This is a genomic window from Variovorax sp. RA8, assembly GCF_901827175.1.
Classification (GTDB): Bacteria; Pseudomonadota; Gammaproteobacteria; order Burkholderiales; family Burkholderiaceae_C; genus Variovorax.
This window is the reverse complement of sequence record NZ_LR594663.1, coordinates 343,004-358,128: the sequence shown is the minus strand read 5'-3', so window position 1 is coordinate 358,128 and position 15,125 is coordinate 343,004. Positions and strand designations below refer to the sequence as shown.

The window sequence follows — 15,125 nt, the reverse complement described above, 5'->3', positions numbered from 1 at the left end:
CCTTCGTCAAGGAGGAGGGCGAGAGGAATGGGCCGGTGAAGGCGCTTGCCGCATCCTTCGACGGCGCTCGCCGGGCGCCCGCTGCCGCCGGCCCGCCAGCACGCCCCACAGGGCTTGCGGCGCGCGCAGCCCGTTTCGCGCTTGCGCGCACGACGGGCGCAGTCTCGATGACTTCGGCAAGCGCAACACCCCGCTGCGCAGCAGCCAAGCGGTCCTGAACCATGGTCGCTCCTCACGTTCGTCGATGGGTGTTGTCCCATGAGGGACGTCCATCCCGCGTCCAAACTCCCCGAGGCGCATCCTGACGCGCTGGCGGGCATGGCGCATCAGACAAAGGGGATATGTCCGAAGCTCAACCGCTTGCCGCAGCGGCCTGCCTGTCTTGTGATTCGTTGGCCGATCGCTGCCGACCGCCTGCAAGGCTGGTCAGGAGTCGATTTCGGACGCTTGCATCCATGCAGGTCTATCCCGCCTGCCGTGGAGGACGCGCCAAACGTCGATGCGGTCTGTCTGCTCGAAGCAGAAGACCATGTGTGGGAAGCGAGCCAGTGGCCAAGAGCGCAGCCCTGGCAAGTTGAGCTCGTGTGCGTAGCGCGTGGAACCCCCGTGCCGGGGCACCTTCTGATGTGGACATAGGCTTCTTCGAGTTCGTCGATGAAGCTAAGGGCGGCACTCTGCGCACCCTCTCCCAGGTCGTAGGCGACAGCGTCTTCAATGTCTCGGTTTGCCTGCCCTCGCGGGACGACCGCTTTGGCCTTCACCGTTTGCTGTCGGCCAGGTCTTCCTTTTTGCCGCGGCTCGCACCCTCTCACGCAGACCATCGAAGTAGGCCTTGTCCGCCTCGGCGGCGGGCGCCGAGTGGCCTCCTCGAAGGCGCAGACCGCGCAGTTCCAGCCTCTGCTGGTCCTTACGGATGAGCTCGCGTACATGTTCGCTGCTCGTGCTATAGCCGCGTTCGACCACCTGATCATCTACGAACGACTTCATCGCGTCTGGCAAGGACACGTTCATGGTGCTCATGCCGCAAGCTTGTGCGGTTTGGCAAAATTTGGCAGGGCACGAGGCGTCGGACTTCTGTCGTCGCCATGCATCCCCAACAGGCCCTACCTCGGAGTGTCCGGTCCTGGCCCGCATTCTGCCCTCTGGCGTTCAGCCGAACTCTGAGACGTAGGCCGTTTGGGGCGAAGGACCGGCCGCGGCGACACCGCCTATGCAGCCCATTTAGTTCAACGTGACCACGACGTGGGTTTGCGGTGCGCCGCGCATGACGTAGTTGACCGGATACAGCGCCTCGCCGGGATCGCATGCGAGTGCCGAATTCAGCATGCGCGCGAGGGCTCCAGGCAGCTTTTTCTTGAACGCCCCGACAGGCATGCATGCAGTGGCGTCAACGACGCCGGAGTTCTTCTCGCTCCGGTCCTTGTAGAACCTGTCGTTGACTGGGAAGGTTTCTGGCCTGTACTGGCCGGCCGCCGTATCCTTGACGAAGATCGACAGATAAGACTCCCATTGATTTCCCACGTCCACATCCATGCAGGCTCCCGGCCTCATGGTGTACCAGCCTTGGAGCGTCACGGAACATCGCGATCCCTGAACATCGCATCTCGAACCCGCATCGTCCGGATTCTCGTGGATTACAGCAAAGACGATGTCCGTCTGTCGTCCGTTGCAAAGCTTGTTCGTCCCCGTTGCGCCTGCGTTGAACGCCACAGTAGAAAGCAGCAGAACGCCGAGCGCGAGATGCACGATTGATTTCATCTTTTCCCACCACAGAATTTCTAACCTCGGCGAAGCTGCCCCATCTTGGCCTTCAACCCAATGAGGCCACCAGCCGACAGGCTATCAAGCAAGCCAGGCCTTGAAAAGGCGATCCGCGCCACTGGCCGGGTCGGCCTTCGCCCAGTTCTCGGGTGCGATCTTCGCTTATGCGGGAGCGCGGAGAGGCCTCGGGCGACGCGTGGCGCTCGGATCTTGAGAACCTGGCCTCGCAACTGCTTGATGCAAGGTCATTGGCGAAGGTCTGGTGTTGGCGGCATCCTGCCACATCCGCTCGCCCCTGCAGCGAGCCCATGTTGGACATCGTCGCTGCTCTCATTCGAGCTCTCCTTCGTAAGGGGACTACGAGTCTAGAAAGACAACTCCGCGGGCTGCTGGGCCTGCCCGATCACCGATGCTCTTGGCGGATTGGCGTCTAGCAGCGCTGCGACGATTCTGAGCGCGAGCTCGGTGATTTGGTCATCACCGCAAGCCGCGCGACGTCGCTCGCACAACGCTGCGTGATATAGCGGCACTGGCTGCGCCATTCTTTCTGCTTGCTGCGCCGCATGAGCGGCTTCGAGGCTTGATCGGAGTGGCCTCTGGAGCGCGGCCACTGGCTACCTCGCGGAAATCGCTCTCCTGGAGCTTGGGCGCGTGCGCGCCAGGGGAGGGCACGGCCTGCTGGCCGTTGGAGAGCGCGGACGGGGTATGGATGGCCTGTACCGGCGTCGCGCGCCGCGGCGGTTGCGCCTTCGAAGCCGCCTCTTGGCCGACGCATAGCTCGCACGAGCCGATGTCCAGGGCAAGGGCTGCGCCACCGTCCTCGCCCGGTCCTCGCTGTGCTCGGCTGCGGCCTCCGGGCGGTCCCTGGACATCGGCCCTTTTGCGCTCGCTCTTCATGCGTCGAGGCGGCTCCGAAAGCAGATGTTCAACCACCGCGGCACGCGCCGCAGAAAGGCCCAGCCATGCCTACAACCTCATTGTCCCGGCTGCGCGATGCAGACCAGCAAACAGCCACGGGCGTTCCCCCCGTACCCCCCGAGGACTCACCAAAAGCAGGCATAGCTGAAGACCAGGGATCTGTTGTCCGGACTGGCGCACGCATCGACGTGCGGCAGGTGATCACCGGCCGGATCATCGCGATGCTGGAGAAGGGTGGCAACGTGTTCCGCGAGCGCTGGACGCGGGCGGCCTCGCGCGGCATGCCGCGCAATGGCAAGACCGGTTCGCCGTACCGCGGGGTCAACGTCCTGCTGCTGTGGGAAGCCGCGATCGAGCAGGGCTATGCATCGAACGTCTGGCTGACCTACAAGCAAGCATCGAGCCTTGGCGCGCAGGTGCGCAAGGGAGAGCGCGGTGTGATGTGCGCGCACTTCGAGCGCAAAGCGCGCAGGGGTGAAGATGCAGAGGACGACGCAAGCGTTCATGACGGGGAAGAGGAGGGCAGGGCGCAAGAGGTGTCGCGAGGCGATGTTTTGCTGTGCATGCCGTTCTGGGTCTTCAACGTTGCGCAGATCGATGGGCTGCCGCCCGAGGTCATCGACCTGTGCGGCGATCCGGTGAAGTCGCCGCGGGGCCCCGTGGAAGGTGCGTTGCGCCTGCTGGGTGGCTGCAATGCGACCATCCGGCATGGCTTCGAACAGGCGATGTACCTGCCCGAACTGGACGAGATCCGGCTGCCGTGGCCGCGGCGCTTCACCAGCGGGCAGGCGTACTGCGCCACCTTGCTGCACGAACTGGTCCACTGGAGCGGACACCCGAGCCGGCTGCATCGACAGTTCGGCAAACGGTTCGGCGACCACGCCTATGCCTTCGAGGAACTGGTGGCTGAGCTGGGCTCGGCGTTCGTGATGGGACACTGCGGCCTGGTCGATGCCACCATCGAGGGACACGCCGCCTATCTAGACAGCTGGCTGCAGGTGTTGAGAAGCGATCGCACCGCGATCTTCACGGCTGCACGGCACGCGGGCGAGGCATTCGAGTACATCCTTGCCCGTAAGATGCCCTTGCTGGACGGGCCGCTGCTTCCATCGGAAGATGGGATCTCTGTTGGTCAGCCGAAGGCGTCGTGATCTTCATGTAGTCGGGCCGCGAATTTCCAAGGCTTCAATGCGGGTTCCGCGCCCAGACATCGGAGGTGGTGGAATCGACCCGTCGGAGTCGAAGAGTGCACGTTGCCGCGCCCAGCTTCGAGGCCTTCATCAGAGGCCAGCCGGCAGCTCATGGAGCGCGTGCGCGCAGGCATTGGGAGAGAAGGACGCAGCCGTCGTTCGTCGGCTCCGCTTGCGTCGGCGCCTGGTTCGCTTGCGGGCAGGGGTGCGGTGGCGGCGTGCGTTTCTGGCACAGGGAGGTCGGTGGCTGAAAAATGGGTGGGGCGCAGCGCGCAACGCCGGGCTTGGGCACCCGGGTTTCACTTGGTTTCATCAGTCTTGATACTCCTCAAACGAGATGAGGAAGATTCAAACCAATGAACGCGCCTGGCGACCCCTGGCATTACGCTCGCGCCGAACTGGCTCAGAAATACCTGACGGTGTTCGAGCTGGGGCTCACCTCTGCCAAGGGACTTTTTGCCGCGCCGGATGGGGAAGTCCGAGTCCTCGAAAAAGGATCCCGATGTTTCCTGGCAAATGCAGGCGTGGACTGGTGCAGCACACCCAAGCCTTCAAGCAGTGATAGAAAGTGCGGCTCGCCGTCCTTGTCCGGTTTGCGAACACGCTATCCACGTCGCGCTGTTGCCTGACGGACAGCACCGGCGATCCCGGCACGACGGGAAGGAATGCCGTCCTGGACTTTCCCCGGGGCGGGTTCATGCAGCGGGTGGACTGCCCGTGCAAGGTCTGGATAGCTGTGGACGGGCGTGCAACCCACGATGGAGCCGAGCGAACTTGTCTGTTTGCCATAGGAGCTCCCCGTGAAATCACTGCATGAAGCTGGCGCTGCGGCCAGCCGCCACGGAGTGCGGACGATGTCCGCTTCCCGCAGGAATGACGAAGAGGCGATCGACATCCAGAGCGAGCGTTGAAGTTGTCGCAGGCCTGTCGATGTTGATGGTGGAACTCTGTCTCGCAGGCCAGCGGCTGCTGTCATCGTTTGCCCCCTCGACGAGCTCGCGCGAAGGTGAGGAAGTACACCTAGCTTGTACCTTGGGTGTGATGGGAATCGAAGCTGTCGGCATGCCGAACAGCTCAGGCCTTGTGCGGCATTGAGGGCAGGATAGACTGCCGTCAGACCTTGTTAACAGCCACTGCGTAGCGATGACCAAGACCTCTCGATCGAGCGTGATTGGGACCCGGGTATCGACCGACAAGCGGGCCCGGATTGCCGCCCTGGCCGCGCACCATCAGCTCAGCGAGTCGGGCCTGCTCGCCAAACTGATTGATGAAGTGCTGCAGGCCAACGACGCCCCGGTGCAACAAGCGGGCGGGCAACGGCTCGACCGAATGTCGACCATCGATGGTGTTCGGGAGGATCGCGTCACGCTGCGGCTTCGCCATGGCGATCGAATGCTCGCGGCAGAGCGGGCCTGCGCCCGCGGGATGAAGACCGGCAGCTACCTGGCCATGCTGGTTCACAACCATGTTCGAAGCTCAGCGGTGCTGCCGCCGAACGAGTTGGATCTGCTCAAGGCGACTGGCGCGCAACTGGCTGCGCTCGGGCGGCAGCTTCAAAGGTTCGGCATGCCGAACATGCTGGCGGATCCGCTGGCGTACGAACTGCGCGATGCGATCTCGGCTGCCAGGCGCGAGATCGAGGCGGCGCGCGAAGCCACGGCCGCGGTCGTGCGCCGGAACCTGGTCAGTTGGGAGACTGGCGGCGAGATCGGCCATGCCTAAGCAGACGGTGGGGGTCGGGCGACGCACGTGCGCGTCGGCGGACGGATCGCGCGACCTGGCGCTGGACATCGTGAGCTATGGCCGCCGGGGCCCGCCTGGCAACCTGCACCTCGGCGCCGAGCAGATCGCGCAGATCCAGCGCACGGTAGGCCGCACGCCCGAGGTGATGGTGAAGGTCTCCGGCGGTGGGCGGGATGTTGGTGGCGTCGAAGCGCACCTGCGCTACATCGGCCGGCACGGCAAGCTGCCGGTGGAAACCGACGAGGGGCTGTCGGTGCAGGGCCGGGGCGCCGCCAAGGAGATCACGGCAGACTGGCAGCTGGATCTTTGCAGAAGCCACTACAAGCCCAAGCCGGCCGAGGGCCGGAAGGACACCCGTGCGAAGCTCGTCCACAACATCGTCCTGTCGATGCCGGCGGGCACGCCTGCCGAGGGGGTGCTGGCTGCGGCGCGCGTCTTCGCTCGCGAGAACTTCGCGCTGCAGCACCGCTATGCCATGGTGCTGCACACCGACCAGGCACACCCGCACGTGCACCTGGTGGTCAAGTGCGAGCATGAGTTCGAGCCTGGCAGGCGCCTGTACATCCGCAAGGCGACCTTGCGGCAATGGCGCGAACAGTTCGCCGCGCTGATGCGCGAGCAGGGCGTGGCGGCCAATGCGACGCCGAGGCAGGTACGAGGACAGATCCGCAAGCCGTACCGGGATGCGATCCATCATCGGCTGCGCGCACTTCGGGCGTTCGGGCAGTTGCCGGTTGAAGAACGGGCCAGGCGTCAACCGTCCAGGAGCTCGATCTTCATGCGCGCGAAGCTCGATGGCGTACTCCGGGTCCTGTGGTCGGGGCGGGGCGCCTTGGATGCCGGCCAGGAGGCAATGCAGAGCACGCGGCGGGCCGTGGAGGCGGACTGGCACGCGACTGCGGATGCGCTTCGTATGCAGGGCGAAGGCGAACTGGCTGCACTGGTCGACCGCTTCGTTGCGCGTATACCGGCCGTGCAGACCGATGCGCAGCGATTGGCTGAGCGCTGGATAGAGCAGGGCAGAAGTCGGGGGCTGGACCGGTAAGGGGCCACGGAGAGGAACAGCGTCGGTCGACCACATCCGACAGCTCCATGGCCCGAGCGTGGACCATCTGCATGGCTTCTCCCGCGAAGGCGCCGTCGATGCGCATGCGAAGGCTCAGGCTGTCCGTGTCGAGCGCGAGTTGTACGAGCCCCCTGTGTCGCACCGGCAGGAACGATCCCTCCTGGCTGGTGCCGGAGGCGCGCTGCGGAGGTTCGTTGCCGGCTGTCTGTTCGCTTGCGTCAGTGAGGCCGTTCAGATCAGCTGCCGCACGAGTGCGATCAGCGAGAGGTGGGCCGGGTAGAAGACGTAGAAGACCCAGCGCTTGCGCGGCAGCGGCATGTCTACCCGGCTCGCGCACCAAATCAAGGGCAGGGCGGCCAGCGTTGCGAAGTTGCGGTTGATGAGGGCCAGCGATGCCATCGCCAGCGCCCACGCCAGCAGCCGAAGCCCGCTGGGCCTGCGCAGGAACGCCCAGGCACCCAAGCAGCAGAGGAGCGCCGGCCACCAGAACTCCACCATCGCCCCACCGAGGAGAAAAGCGATGAATGCAGTGCAGCGGTTGGCTGTGCCGCCGCGTTCAAGCAGCCAGACAATCAGCGTCGCAAGGAGGAGGGTCGCCAGGATGTTCAAGGGCCACACACCCACCAGATGGACGAAGGCAGGGGTGGCCAGCAGCGCAAAGATCGCCAGGCGCAGCATGACGCGCACGTGGACCCCGGCCTCAAGTGCGCCGGGTCGAGCCAGATTGGCCATGAGCGCGAAGCCAAAGAGCGGCATCACCATGCGTCCGAGCGCGTAGGCTGCAGGGGCGGCCTCGTGAAACATGTACTTGTTGACGTGGTCGCCCGCCATGAGTACCAGGCCAATCCATTTGAGCGCTTCGAGCGAGCCGTTCGAGATCGCCCAGGCCTTCGTCGACGCCTGGCATTTCCTCGGGACAGGCGGCCGGAGCCCTCGAGCCTTGGCGATGCGAGCACCGGGAACTCTCATGATTCTGAACGCGGGCGGCAACTCGGCGCCCCCGTTCCATAGCCGTCGCCACTCGGCCCCTTACCGTGAGGCAAGCGCCTGTGCGTTGCGCACGGCCAGCACGTTCTCGGCGTTGCGCTGCGCGGCCGACGACGTGTGGTAGTTGCTGCCGGTCTGCATGGTCTTCCCGTCAGTACTGAACCGGCGCGAGGTGTCGTCAGCGCGAGCGTGGGGCTTGCTGCCAGAGCCGTGGAGCGCAGCCCTGGTCCCCAACGATGGCTAGAAGCGCTCATGGCTCAACTCCTCTCGGGCTCGAACGGTTCGCTGGCGCACCTGCATGGGCGCGGGGTGCATGCGGCGATCCGGGAGGTGGATCGAGTGCCCTTGCGCGAGCGCATCGGCCATGCGCTCGCGAATCAGCTGCACCAGGCGCTGCTGGGAGGCCTTGTCGGCGGTGACACGCCGGGCGTACTGCTCGGCGAGCTGGACGCACCCCGCTGCCGTAACCAGTTCCGGCTGCTGGGCCAGGGCCGCATCCGACAGGAACTCACCGGTGCGCACGAGCTCGGCGCGGTGTTCCAGCGCGCGGAGGTGGTCCGGGGTCTCGATGCTCCATCGGGCGCGTTGCCCAACGATCTTCTTCTCGCCGACCAGGTCGCCATCCGAATTGCGGGCGGGCACGCGCAGATGGACCGAATGGCTGCCGTGCTGCGTCAGCACCACCTGGTCGCCGATGCCCGGCCGCGAGGCCGATTCGGCGAGCGCGCGCTCGAGGTCCGCACCCCAGACGCTGCGCTCGCCGACTTCCGTGCGAACCGTCACATAGAAGGACATGCGTTGCGCCGGATCAAACTGGTACGGCGCCGCGGCCGCTGCCACGAGCATGCCTCTGACGGGCGGTCTAGGGCCTTCGCGCAGCGATCGACCGTTTGGCGCTGCACCCGGGGGATGCCCACCGGCATTGCTGCCGGCCTCGGCGGTTGCGGTCGGTGCCTCGCTGTGCGCCGATGCCGCTTGCGGACTCGAACCCTGTCCCATCTCGTGGGATGGGTGCCGCTTCTTCAACGTGCGCCGCACCTGGAGGATTTCAGCCTCGGTCGGCTCGTAGCCTCGGGCCGCGATGCCGCGCAACGCCGCTTCGCGCCACATGCCCTGGCGGAAGGACGCGGTGCCCTTGAGCTCGATCGCCCGCCAGCCGCGCGCTTCCGAAATCGCCACGACGCTGTGCAGAACCTCGCGGTTCTCGGTTCGAACGCGGATGCGGTCGCCGTCGTCAATGAACGCGAGAGTCCGGTCCGCGAAGAAGTATCTGTCATCCACGTGCAGGTAGCGGCGTTCGATGGCGTCCGGCACATTGAGCCGGCGGTGGGTCGCGGGCGGAGTGTCACCACGTACGGTACCGGCGAAGGCCCCGCGGGCCGCGCCTGCAAATGCGCTGTCAGGGGCTTCGAGATGCGGGTCTGTGGACACGGGCGGGTCCTTTCGGCTACGTTCATGAGGCTTTGGAGCGACTCGATGCGGCTTCAGTCCAGGAGTCGCGCCATGAACTCGTCGGCGCGGCGCTTCAGGTCGTCGTCGCTGAGCTTCTCGGTGGGAATTTCCACGTCGCCGAAGTCGAACGAGAAGTCGTCCAGTTTCAGGTCTTCGTTCAGAACATCGCCGCTCAACGTGCTGCCCTCCTTCGTCAGCGCGCAGCCGCCGCCTTTCGGCGTGGCCTCGGTGATGGATCCGGAATTCATGCCCCTGGCGTCCTTGCGGCCCCCAGACGTCACCGCGCGAGCGGGCGCGATGGCACGCCTGGACCTGTTCACCTCCAGCTTTGGCACCCGTGGCGGCGGCATTTCGCGTTTGGCGAAGAACCGGTCCCGGAAGTAGCAGATGCGGTGCGCCATCACGGGGCGCAGGCCTTCGTAGAACAGGAGCATGCGATCGGGGCCGAGCTCCTTCACCTCCTGCGGCAGCAAGAGGCGGCGCGGCTGCTCGCTGATGCTCACTGTCGGCCCCTTGCCGGCGCCACCCCACATGGGGCGACTCACGCTCTTCTGATGCACGGTGCAGGTGCCCAGCTCGCGGGAAATGGCTTCTGCATCGTCGTATTCCTTGGGCGGAAAGACAATGCGCGCGGCCAGCATCTTGCGGATCGACCTGGCGCCCTCGACGCCGTACTTTTCGACCAGCTGCGAGTGGGACTGGACGATGACGACGGTGCGCACGTTGTAGCCGGGCAGGAAGGCCGTCGATTCGGCGATCACCGGAATGCGCCCCAGGGCCGGGAACTCGTCCAGCATCAGGAGCACCTGGTGGCGAAGCAGCGGGTTGTTCTCTGGCAGCTCGCGCGTCTGCAGGCCGATCGCCTGCTGGAAGAACAGATTCAGCAGCGGCTGCAGCCTGGCGATGTTGTCCGGGTTGATCTGGACGTAAACGGAGATCGGGCGCTTGCGCAACTCGCGCAGGTCGAAGTCGTTGGCGGAGGTCGCGGCATCGATCATCGGGTTGAGCCAGAGGTCCAGGCGGCTGGTGAAAGTCTTGCGGATGCTGGAGGCGGTGGTCGGGGCAAGGTCGATGACGTCGTAGAGGCTCTGCACCGCCTCCTGCGATAATGGATAGCCGGCGCGCTCGCAGGCGTCGATCACGCGCTTCCAGTGCTTCTGGAAGCCTTCGGCGTCGCTCGCCATGCCCTGGCGAAGCACCTCGCCCAGGGTGCGCGTCGCGCCCTCTGTCTCGAAGAGGTAGAGCGCGATGCCCAGGAACAGCGAGCGCGCCGACGAGGTCCAGAAGGGGTCGCCGGCCAAGGGGTCGGGAAAGAGCATCGTGGCGATGCGCTGCAGGTCGTCGATGCAGCGGTAGGGCAGCTCGGACACGTAGCCGAGGGGGTTCCAGCGGGCCGAGCGCTCGTGCTCGGACAGGGGATCGAACAGATGTACTTCCTGCCCATGGGCTTGGCGGAAACCCGCCGTGCGCATGAAGTTCTCGCCCTTGATGTCGCTGACGATCGCAGAGCCGGACCAGTTCAGCAGGTTCGGGATGACGACGCCGACGCCCTTGCCGCTGCGCGGCGGGGCCTCGAGCTCGACACCCTGCTGGCCGGGCAGGACCAGGTAGCGGCTGCCCAGACGGCCAAGGATGATGCCGTTCTCGTTGCGCAGGCCCGCTTGCTCGATCTCGTGGCGGGTGGCGAGGCGAGCATTCCCATGCAGCGGGCGGCGCCGGGGCAACATCGCGAAGCCCACCAGCCCCACCAGAATCCCCTGGGAGCCGGCCGTCGTCGCGATGAGCGTGCGGCGAACGTCGGGCCGCTTGCCGTATGCCTTCCAGTACTGATGAATGGTCAGCAGCGTTGCATGTTGCGGTGGAAGCTTCATGGCCATCAGGAAGGCGTAGCCGGCGACGTACAGGCCTACCACCGCCGCTGCCAGCAGCGCGACTGCGATCTGGAACAGGCTAGGCCAGCTGTCGGAGCTTGGTGTCCGGGTCATACCAGATCTCCTGCACGATGCGCCGCTGCCGGTCATCCTGGCGATCTCTCGCGCACTGCACGACGATGTCCACGCTCAGCTGGGCCAGCTCAACGCCTTCGCGCGTGCTCATGCCCTGGCCGGCCAGACTGCGCTTCATCAGCTGGGCCAGCGCCACAAAGGCCATCTCCGCGCTGTCTGCGTGGACGCTGGTGATGGAGCCCGGATGGCCGGTGTTCACGGACACCAGGTAGTCGTAGACCTCTTCACCCGTGCGCAGCTCGGACACGAACACCCGGTCAGGGCGCTGCCGTTTGGCGCTGGCCAGCAGCTGGCCCGGGGTGACCTCGGCCTGCCCCTGGGCGCCTTGCGAGTAGAAGAGCCGCACGTGATTGGGCTGGTTGCGCAGCGACAGCTCCATCACGTCCTCGATGGTGATGAGACGGTCCTCGCAAGGAACCTCGAGGATCAGCGCCTTGCTGACGGTGGTCTTGCCGGAGCCCGTGGCGCCCGAGAGCAGGATGTTCTTGCGCAGCTGGACCGCGCGGCGCAGGAAGGAGACGAACTGTCTGCGCGCAAGAAGATCCGTGAGTTCCCGGTCTTGCGGCGACAGGGGTTCCATGTCGCTTTGCCGCGCGCGGGTCGCGGGAAGGCTTCGGGTGGCCTCGAAGATGCGCAGGCTCTCCAGATCCTCGAGGGTCCACAGGGCGCTGGACGGACGCCGGATCGTGATCGAGACGGTCCGGTCCAGGGTGGCAGGCGGCAGCACGACCTGGATGCGTTCACCGCCAGGCAGGGTGGCGGACAGGAGGGGCTCGTTCGCCGAGATGCGCTGGCGCGTGAAGTTCGCCACCAGCTTGGCGATGGACATGCACCAGTCGAAGCTGGCGAAGGGCAGTTGCTCGCGCACCCAACCGGACTGCCGCTCCACGAAGGCCACTCAGGGCTCATTGATGCAGATCTCGGTGACCTCGGGATCGTCCAGCAGCCGGCCGAGCGGACCCAGAAACAGGGCAAGGGACGAGGGCGGTTGTGCAGACGCAGCCTCAGGCGCGGGTCGGTTCGCCCGCTGTCCGCCGCCCGTCGCGGGGCCGCGCTCGCGGTCAAGGGGTGGCGTCGGTTCGAAGCGCATAGACGCTCCTGAAATCCACGTCGCGCGCCACCAGGATCTGGATGCGCTCGCCCTGGTTCTTGATGATGGTGGGTGGGATCGAGACGGTGCTGCGCAGCACCTCCGTGATCACCTCGCGGCTGCCCTGCGGGCCGAGCACCACGCCGCCGCCGCTGCCAACATTGGTACCGCTTTGCTGGTGGGCGGCGATGGCCTGCATCGTTCCGTCGATCACCGAGATCAGGACCGCCGCACCGAAACGATCCCAGAAGTGGGTGTCGACATAGCCCTGGAGGCCGTTGCGCCCCAGTTCGTCGGTGCCGGGAGACGCCAGCTGGACCACGACGCCGGCGGGCGTGCGGGCCTCGTTCCACACGACGAAGACTCGACCTTGCCCCTGCCGCGGCGTCCCGCGCTGTTCGCCCACGTACTTGGTGCCGCGCTCCAGCAACACCACTTTGCCATCGGCGCCATAGATGTCGCTCGCGCCGATGCAGGTGGTCATGCCCTCATAGGTGGAATCGATGGCGGTTTCCAGAGTGCAGTCGATGAAGGCACCCTTGGGCAACAGCATGCGCCGCGTGGGCAGGGTCTGGGCGGCGACCGCCGGGGTGGGGGTGGGACGGAGACTGGCGGCGAGATTGCCGCCAGCCGCGGCACCAGAGGTCGTCGCCGGCGCTTGCAACGCGCCCATCAGCTGCGCCATGCCTGGAACGCCCGCGGACAACATGGGCGACTCCGGGAACCCGTGCGGTGTTGAGGCGCCTGCCGGCTGCGCCGTCTGCGCCGTCTGCGCGCGGCGAAGCACGGGAACGCCGAGCTGGCGCTCCAGCGCGATCTGCTCGGGCGTCTTCTGAGGCGGACCGCCATTCGCGGTGCTCACTGGGCCGGGAGGTGAGGGTGGCGTGGGGTTCGTGGAGTCCGGCTGTGGCTCCATCGGCGCCCTCGGCGGCCCGATGCGGCCGAGCGGCGGCACTTTCATCTCGCCACCGGCGCGTGCCGCGGCGGCCTTCCTTGAGGCTTCCTCGGCATGGCGGGTCTTGGCGTACTGCGTGTTGTAGTACCAGAACAGGAAGCCGGCGCCCAATAGGATGATCGCCGCCAGTGCCAGGCCGCCGCTGATGCGTGACTGGATTGAGCGCTCGCGATTGACTGACGGGATGGTGCGCTCGCCCTGGATCGTCGTGCGCTCTGCGGGCGTTCGCGATGCCTCATTTCCCCCGCCCCCGGCGCCTTCTCCGAACAGTACCTCTCCGGTGTCCGGATCGATATCAGGTGGAGCGTCATCCTCTGGCCGATGCGCCTGGAAGCGGCTGCGCCTTCGATCCTGCCGGGTCACGGCTCGTCTCTCGTGGTGATGCGCCGCACGCCTGGCGCGTTGGTGCGGGCCGGGGTTCGTGCGCCCCCGCCGGCAAAGGACTGGTTGACGACGCAGCCGACCAACTTGCCTCGGCGCAGCACGAGGCGGCGCGCCACGCGGTGGATGACAACTTCGTCGTCGTCAACGTTGAAGTTCAGCAGCGATTCGGACCCATCATCGTTCTGGACAAACATGGCCGGGAACTCGGAGCGCGCCTGGAAGCGCAGTCGGGTGTGCACCCCGTCGTCGTACGCGCTCATGGGCTTGAGCGACTCGCTGCCGCAGAACCAGTAATCGGTGTTGCGGAGTCGGTCGGCGGCCGCCCGGCTCATGCGCGCATCTGCTTGTCTGCGCTCGTGGTCTGCTGCGGCGGCTAGGGCCTCGTCCTCCGGGTAGCTGAAGCGCACCGAGTAAACCATGCGCCTGGCTGCAGCCCCGGCGGGGGGGTGGGCAGAGATAACATAGTCGAAGTGGTAGGCCCGTCGAGTGGTAAGGACCGTGAGGTTGGTGGAGGCGCGCACCTCCTTGGGCTTGATGAAGAAATGGTTGCGCTCGGCGCCGACATCGAAGGCGCCGTTGTCCCCCGAACCCAGGTTGACGAACTCCTCGCCTTCGGCGAACTGCAGATGGATCTGATAACCCACGTAGCCTTGCAACGTGATGACGTCGTCTGCGTTGTAGGCGACCACGCGCACGCGCGCGTCGACCTTGCCGGCCGGCGGCACGGTCGCCGCGGGGACGAACGGCGCTGTGAGCGCCAGGCCTGCCGCCAGTCCGAGGGCGAACGGAAACGTGCCGCGTGCGCCTTTGCCGTTCATCGCGCATCCTGGCTGCGTGCCGCGGGGCCTGAGGGGGCGACCTCGGGCTCGCGGCGGTACTCGACGATGCGAAAGCCCAGCGGATTGAGCGAACGCATCTTGTCATCCTTCGATGGCTGCACATAGGCAAACTCGATCGTGCAGACCCAGTGGCTCGCCTGATCTTCGCCGGTGCCGCCGGGCCGCGTCGAGCGGGTGAAGCGCACCTGGGCCAGGCTGTCCTTGCCACTATCCAGCTTGAGGAAGGTGACCGAGCGCACCTGCGTTCGGATGGACGTGCCGTCCTTGTAGACGTTCAGGGGTGAAGCAGGATTGTTGGTGGCCCACAGGGCCGCCCACTCCTGGTTGAGGCGCGGTGAGTTCTGGGAAGCGACCAGCTCATAGTCAGCTTCGGCAGTGCCGTAGAAATAGCGTTCGCGCGCGATCACGTAGTTCTGCAGCAAGTTGCGCGTCACCACCTGCTCGATGTCGGTGGTGCCCTCATAGGTGGGCACGATGTCCACGATCCCGCTGCTGCTGTCGACGCGGATGAGAAATGGAACGGGCTGCTTCAGCGGCGTGAGGCCACTGACGGCGGCGACTGCGAGCACTGCGATCACAGCTGCCACCGCGGCGACGATCCAGGCGACCTTGGCCGATCGCTCTGCGCGACGCGCGCGATCAAGCTCCCAGCTCTGGGCCTCGAGCAGGTAGTTCTCAAGAGCCGCGTCCCGGCGCATGGGCCGCTCCTGAGTTGAAAGCACCGGCCGGGGCGT

General features: G+C 66.0%; 12 protein-coding genes and 1 pseudogene. 3 read left to right on the top strand and 10 right to left on the bottom strand.

What is annotated here, in order from left to right; translation table 11 throughout:
* Window positions 1-426 precede the first annotated feature (426 nt).
* The 3 genes and pseudogenes from E5P3_RS36005 to E5P3_RS32680 form a co-directional block, all read right to left on the bottom strand.
* Window positions 427-761: pseudogene (locus E5P3_RS36005) on the bottom strand (type II toxin-antitoxin system RelE/ParE family toxin).
* Window positions 712-1,020 (bottom strand): ribbon-helix-helix domain-containing protein, encoded by a 309-nt coding sequence (locus E5P3_RS32685; RefSeq protein ID WP_232073587.1) that lies wholly within the window; start codon window positions 1,018-1,020, stop codon window positions 712-714. The pseudogene E5P3_RS36005 and the gene E5P3_RS32685 overlap by 50 nt, the downstream one beginning before the upstream one ends.
* Window positions 1,021-1,221: 201 nt before the next feature.
* On the bottom strand, window positions 1,222-1,758 hold the full coding sequence (locus E5P3_RS32680) for a hypothetical protein (RefSeq protein WP_162590198.1): 537 nt from the start codon (window positions 1,756-1,758) through the stop codon (window positions 1,222-1,224).
* A 965-nt stretch (window positions 1,759-2,723) separates the two neighbouring features.
* Here E5P3_RS32680 and E5P3_RS32675 point away from each other — a divergent pair.
* The 3 genes from E5P3_RS32675 to E5P3_RS32665 all read left to right on the top strand — a co-directional run bounded on the left by E5P3_RS32675 (window position 2,724) and on the right by E5P3_RS32665 (window position 6,657).
* Window positions 2,724-3,830 (top strand): ArdC family protein, encoded by a 1,107-nt coding sequence (locus tag E5P3_RS32675; RefSeq protein ID WP_232073586.1) that lies wholly within the window; start codon window positions 2,724-2,726, stop codon window positions 3,828-3,830.
* A gap of 1,182 nt (window positions 3,831-5,012) precedes the next feature.
* Entirely contained in the window at window positions 5,013-5,591 is a 579-nt protein-coding gene (locus E5P3_RS36000) for a hypothetical protein (protein WP_232073585.1), read from the top strand.
* Window positions 5,584-6,657 (top strand): relaxase/mobilization nuclease domain-containing protein, encoded by a 1,074-nt coding sequence (locus E5P3_RS32665; RefSeq protein ID WP_162590197.1) that lies wholly within the window; start codon window positions 5,584-5,586, stop codon window positions 6,655-6,657. Before E5P3_RS36000 ends, E5P3_RS32665 begins: the two co-directional genes overlap by 8 nt.
* A 252-nt stretch (window positions 6,658-6,909) precedes the next feature.
* On the opposite strand, the gene E5P3_RS32660 is transcribed toward E5P3_RS32665, so the two are convergent.
* From E5P3_RS32660 to E5P3_RS32630, 7 genes are all read right to left on the bottom strand, one after another.
* The gene (locus E5P3_RS32660; RefSeq protein WP_269474023.1) at window positions 6,910-7,557 is read right to left on the bottom strand and encodes a TraX family protein; all 648 of its coding nucleotides are present in this window, start codon (window positions 7,555-7,557) and stop codon (window positions 6,910-6,912) included.
* A 348-nt stretch (window positions 7,558-7,905) separates the two neighbouring features.
* Window positions 7,906-9,096 carry an LPD7 domain-containing protein gene (locus tag E5P3_RS32655; RefSeq protein ID WP_232073583.1) on the bottom strand — a complete coding sequence of 397 codons (1,191 nt, stop codon included), beginning with the start codon at window positions 9,094-9,096 and terminating at the stop codon, window positions 7,906-7,908.
* Between the two features lie 53 nt (window positions 9,097-9,149).
* On the bottom strand, window positions 9,150-11,102 hold the full coding sequence (locus tag E5P3_RS32650; RefSeq protein ID WP_162590196.1) for a type IV secretory system conjugative DNA transfer family protein: 1,953 nt from the start codon (window positions 11,100-11,102) through the stop codon (window positions 9,150-9,152).
* On the bottom strand, window positions 11,068-12,021 hold the full coding sequence (gene virB11 / locus E5P3_RS32645; protein ID WP_232073582.1) for a P-type DNA transfer ATPase VirB11: 954 nt from the start codon (window positions 12,019-12,021) through the stop codon (window positions 11,068-11,070). Before virB11 ends, E5P3_RS32650 begins: the two co-directional genes overlap by 35 nt.
* 163 nt (window positions 12,022-12,184) lie before the next feature.
* Window positions 12,185-13,531 carry a type IV secretion system protein VirB10 gene (gene virB10 / locus E5P3_RS32640; protein ID WP_162590195.1) on the bottom strand — a complete coding sequence of 449 codons (1,347 nt, stop codon included), beginning with the start codon at window positions 13,529-13,531 and terminating at the stop codon, window positions 12,185-12,187.
* Entirely contained in the window at window positions 13,528-14,370 is an 843-nt protein-coding gene (locus E5P3_RS32635; RefSeq protein WP_162590194.1) for a TrbG/VirB9 family P-type conjugative transfer protein, read from the bottom strand. The genes virB10 and E5P3_RS32635 overlap by 4 nt, the downstream gene beginning before the upstream one ends.
* A complete protein-coding gene (locus E5P3_RS32630) occupies window positions 14,367-15,089 on the bottom strand; it encodes a virB8 family protein (protein ID WP_162590193.1) in 723 nt (240 codons plus the stop codon). The genes E5P3_RS32635 and E5P3_RS32630 overlap by 4 nt, the downstream gene beginning before the upstream one ends.
* Window positions 15,090-15,125 lie beyond the last annotated feature (36 nt).

Coding starts and splice junctions, on each gene's coding strand:
- E5P3_RS32685 (WP_232073587.1), bottom strand. CDS start 1,020: ATGAGCACCATGAACGTGTCCTTGCCAGACGCGATGAAGTCGTTCGTA.
- E5P3_RS32680 (WP_162590198.1), bottom strand. CDS start 1,758: ATGAAATCAATCGTGCATCTCGCGCTCGGCGTTCTGCTGCTTTCTACT.
- E5P3_RS32675 (WP_232073586.1), top strand. CDS start 2,724: ATGCCTACAACCTCATTGTCCCGGCTGCGCGATGCAGACCAGCAAACA.
- E5P3_RS36000 (WP_232073585.1), top strand. CDS start 5,013: ATGACCAAGACCTCTCGATCGAGCGTGATTGGGACCCGGGTATCGACC.
- E5P3_RS32665 (WP_162590197.1), top strand. CDS start 5,584: ATGCCTAAGCAGACGGTGGGGGTCGGGCGACGCACGTGCGCGTCGGCG.
- E5P3_RS32650 (WP_162590196.1), bottom strand. CDS start 11,102: ATGACCCGGACACCAAGCTCCGACAGCTGGCCTAGCCTGTTCCAGATC.
- E5P3_RS32635 (WP_162590194.1), bottom strand. CDS start 14,370: ATGAACGGCAAAGGCGCACGCGGCACGTTTCCGTTCGCCCTCGGACTG.
- E5P3_RS32630 (WP_162590193.1), bottom strand. CDS start 15,089: ATGCGCCGGGACGCGGCTCTTGAGAACTACCTGCTCGAGGCCCAGAGC.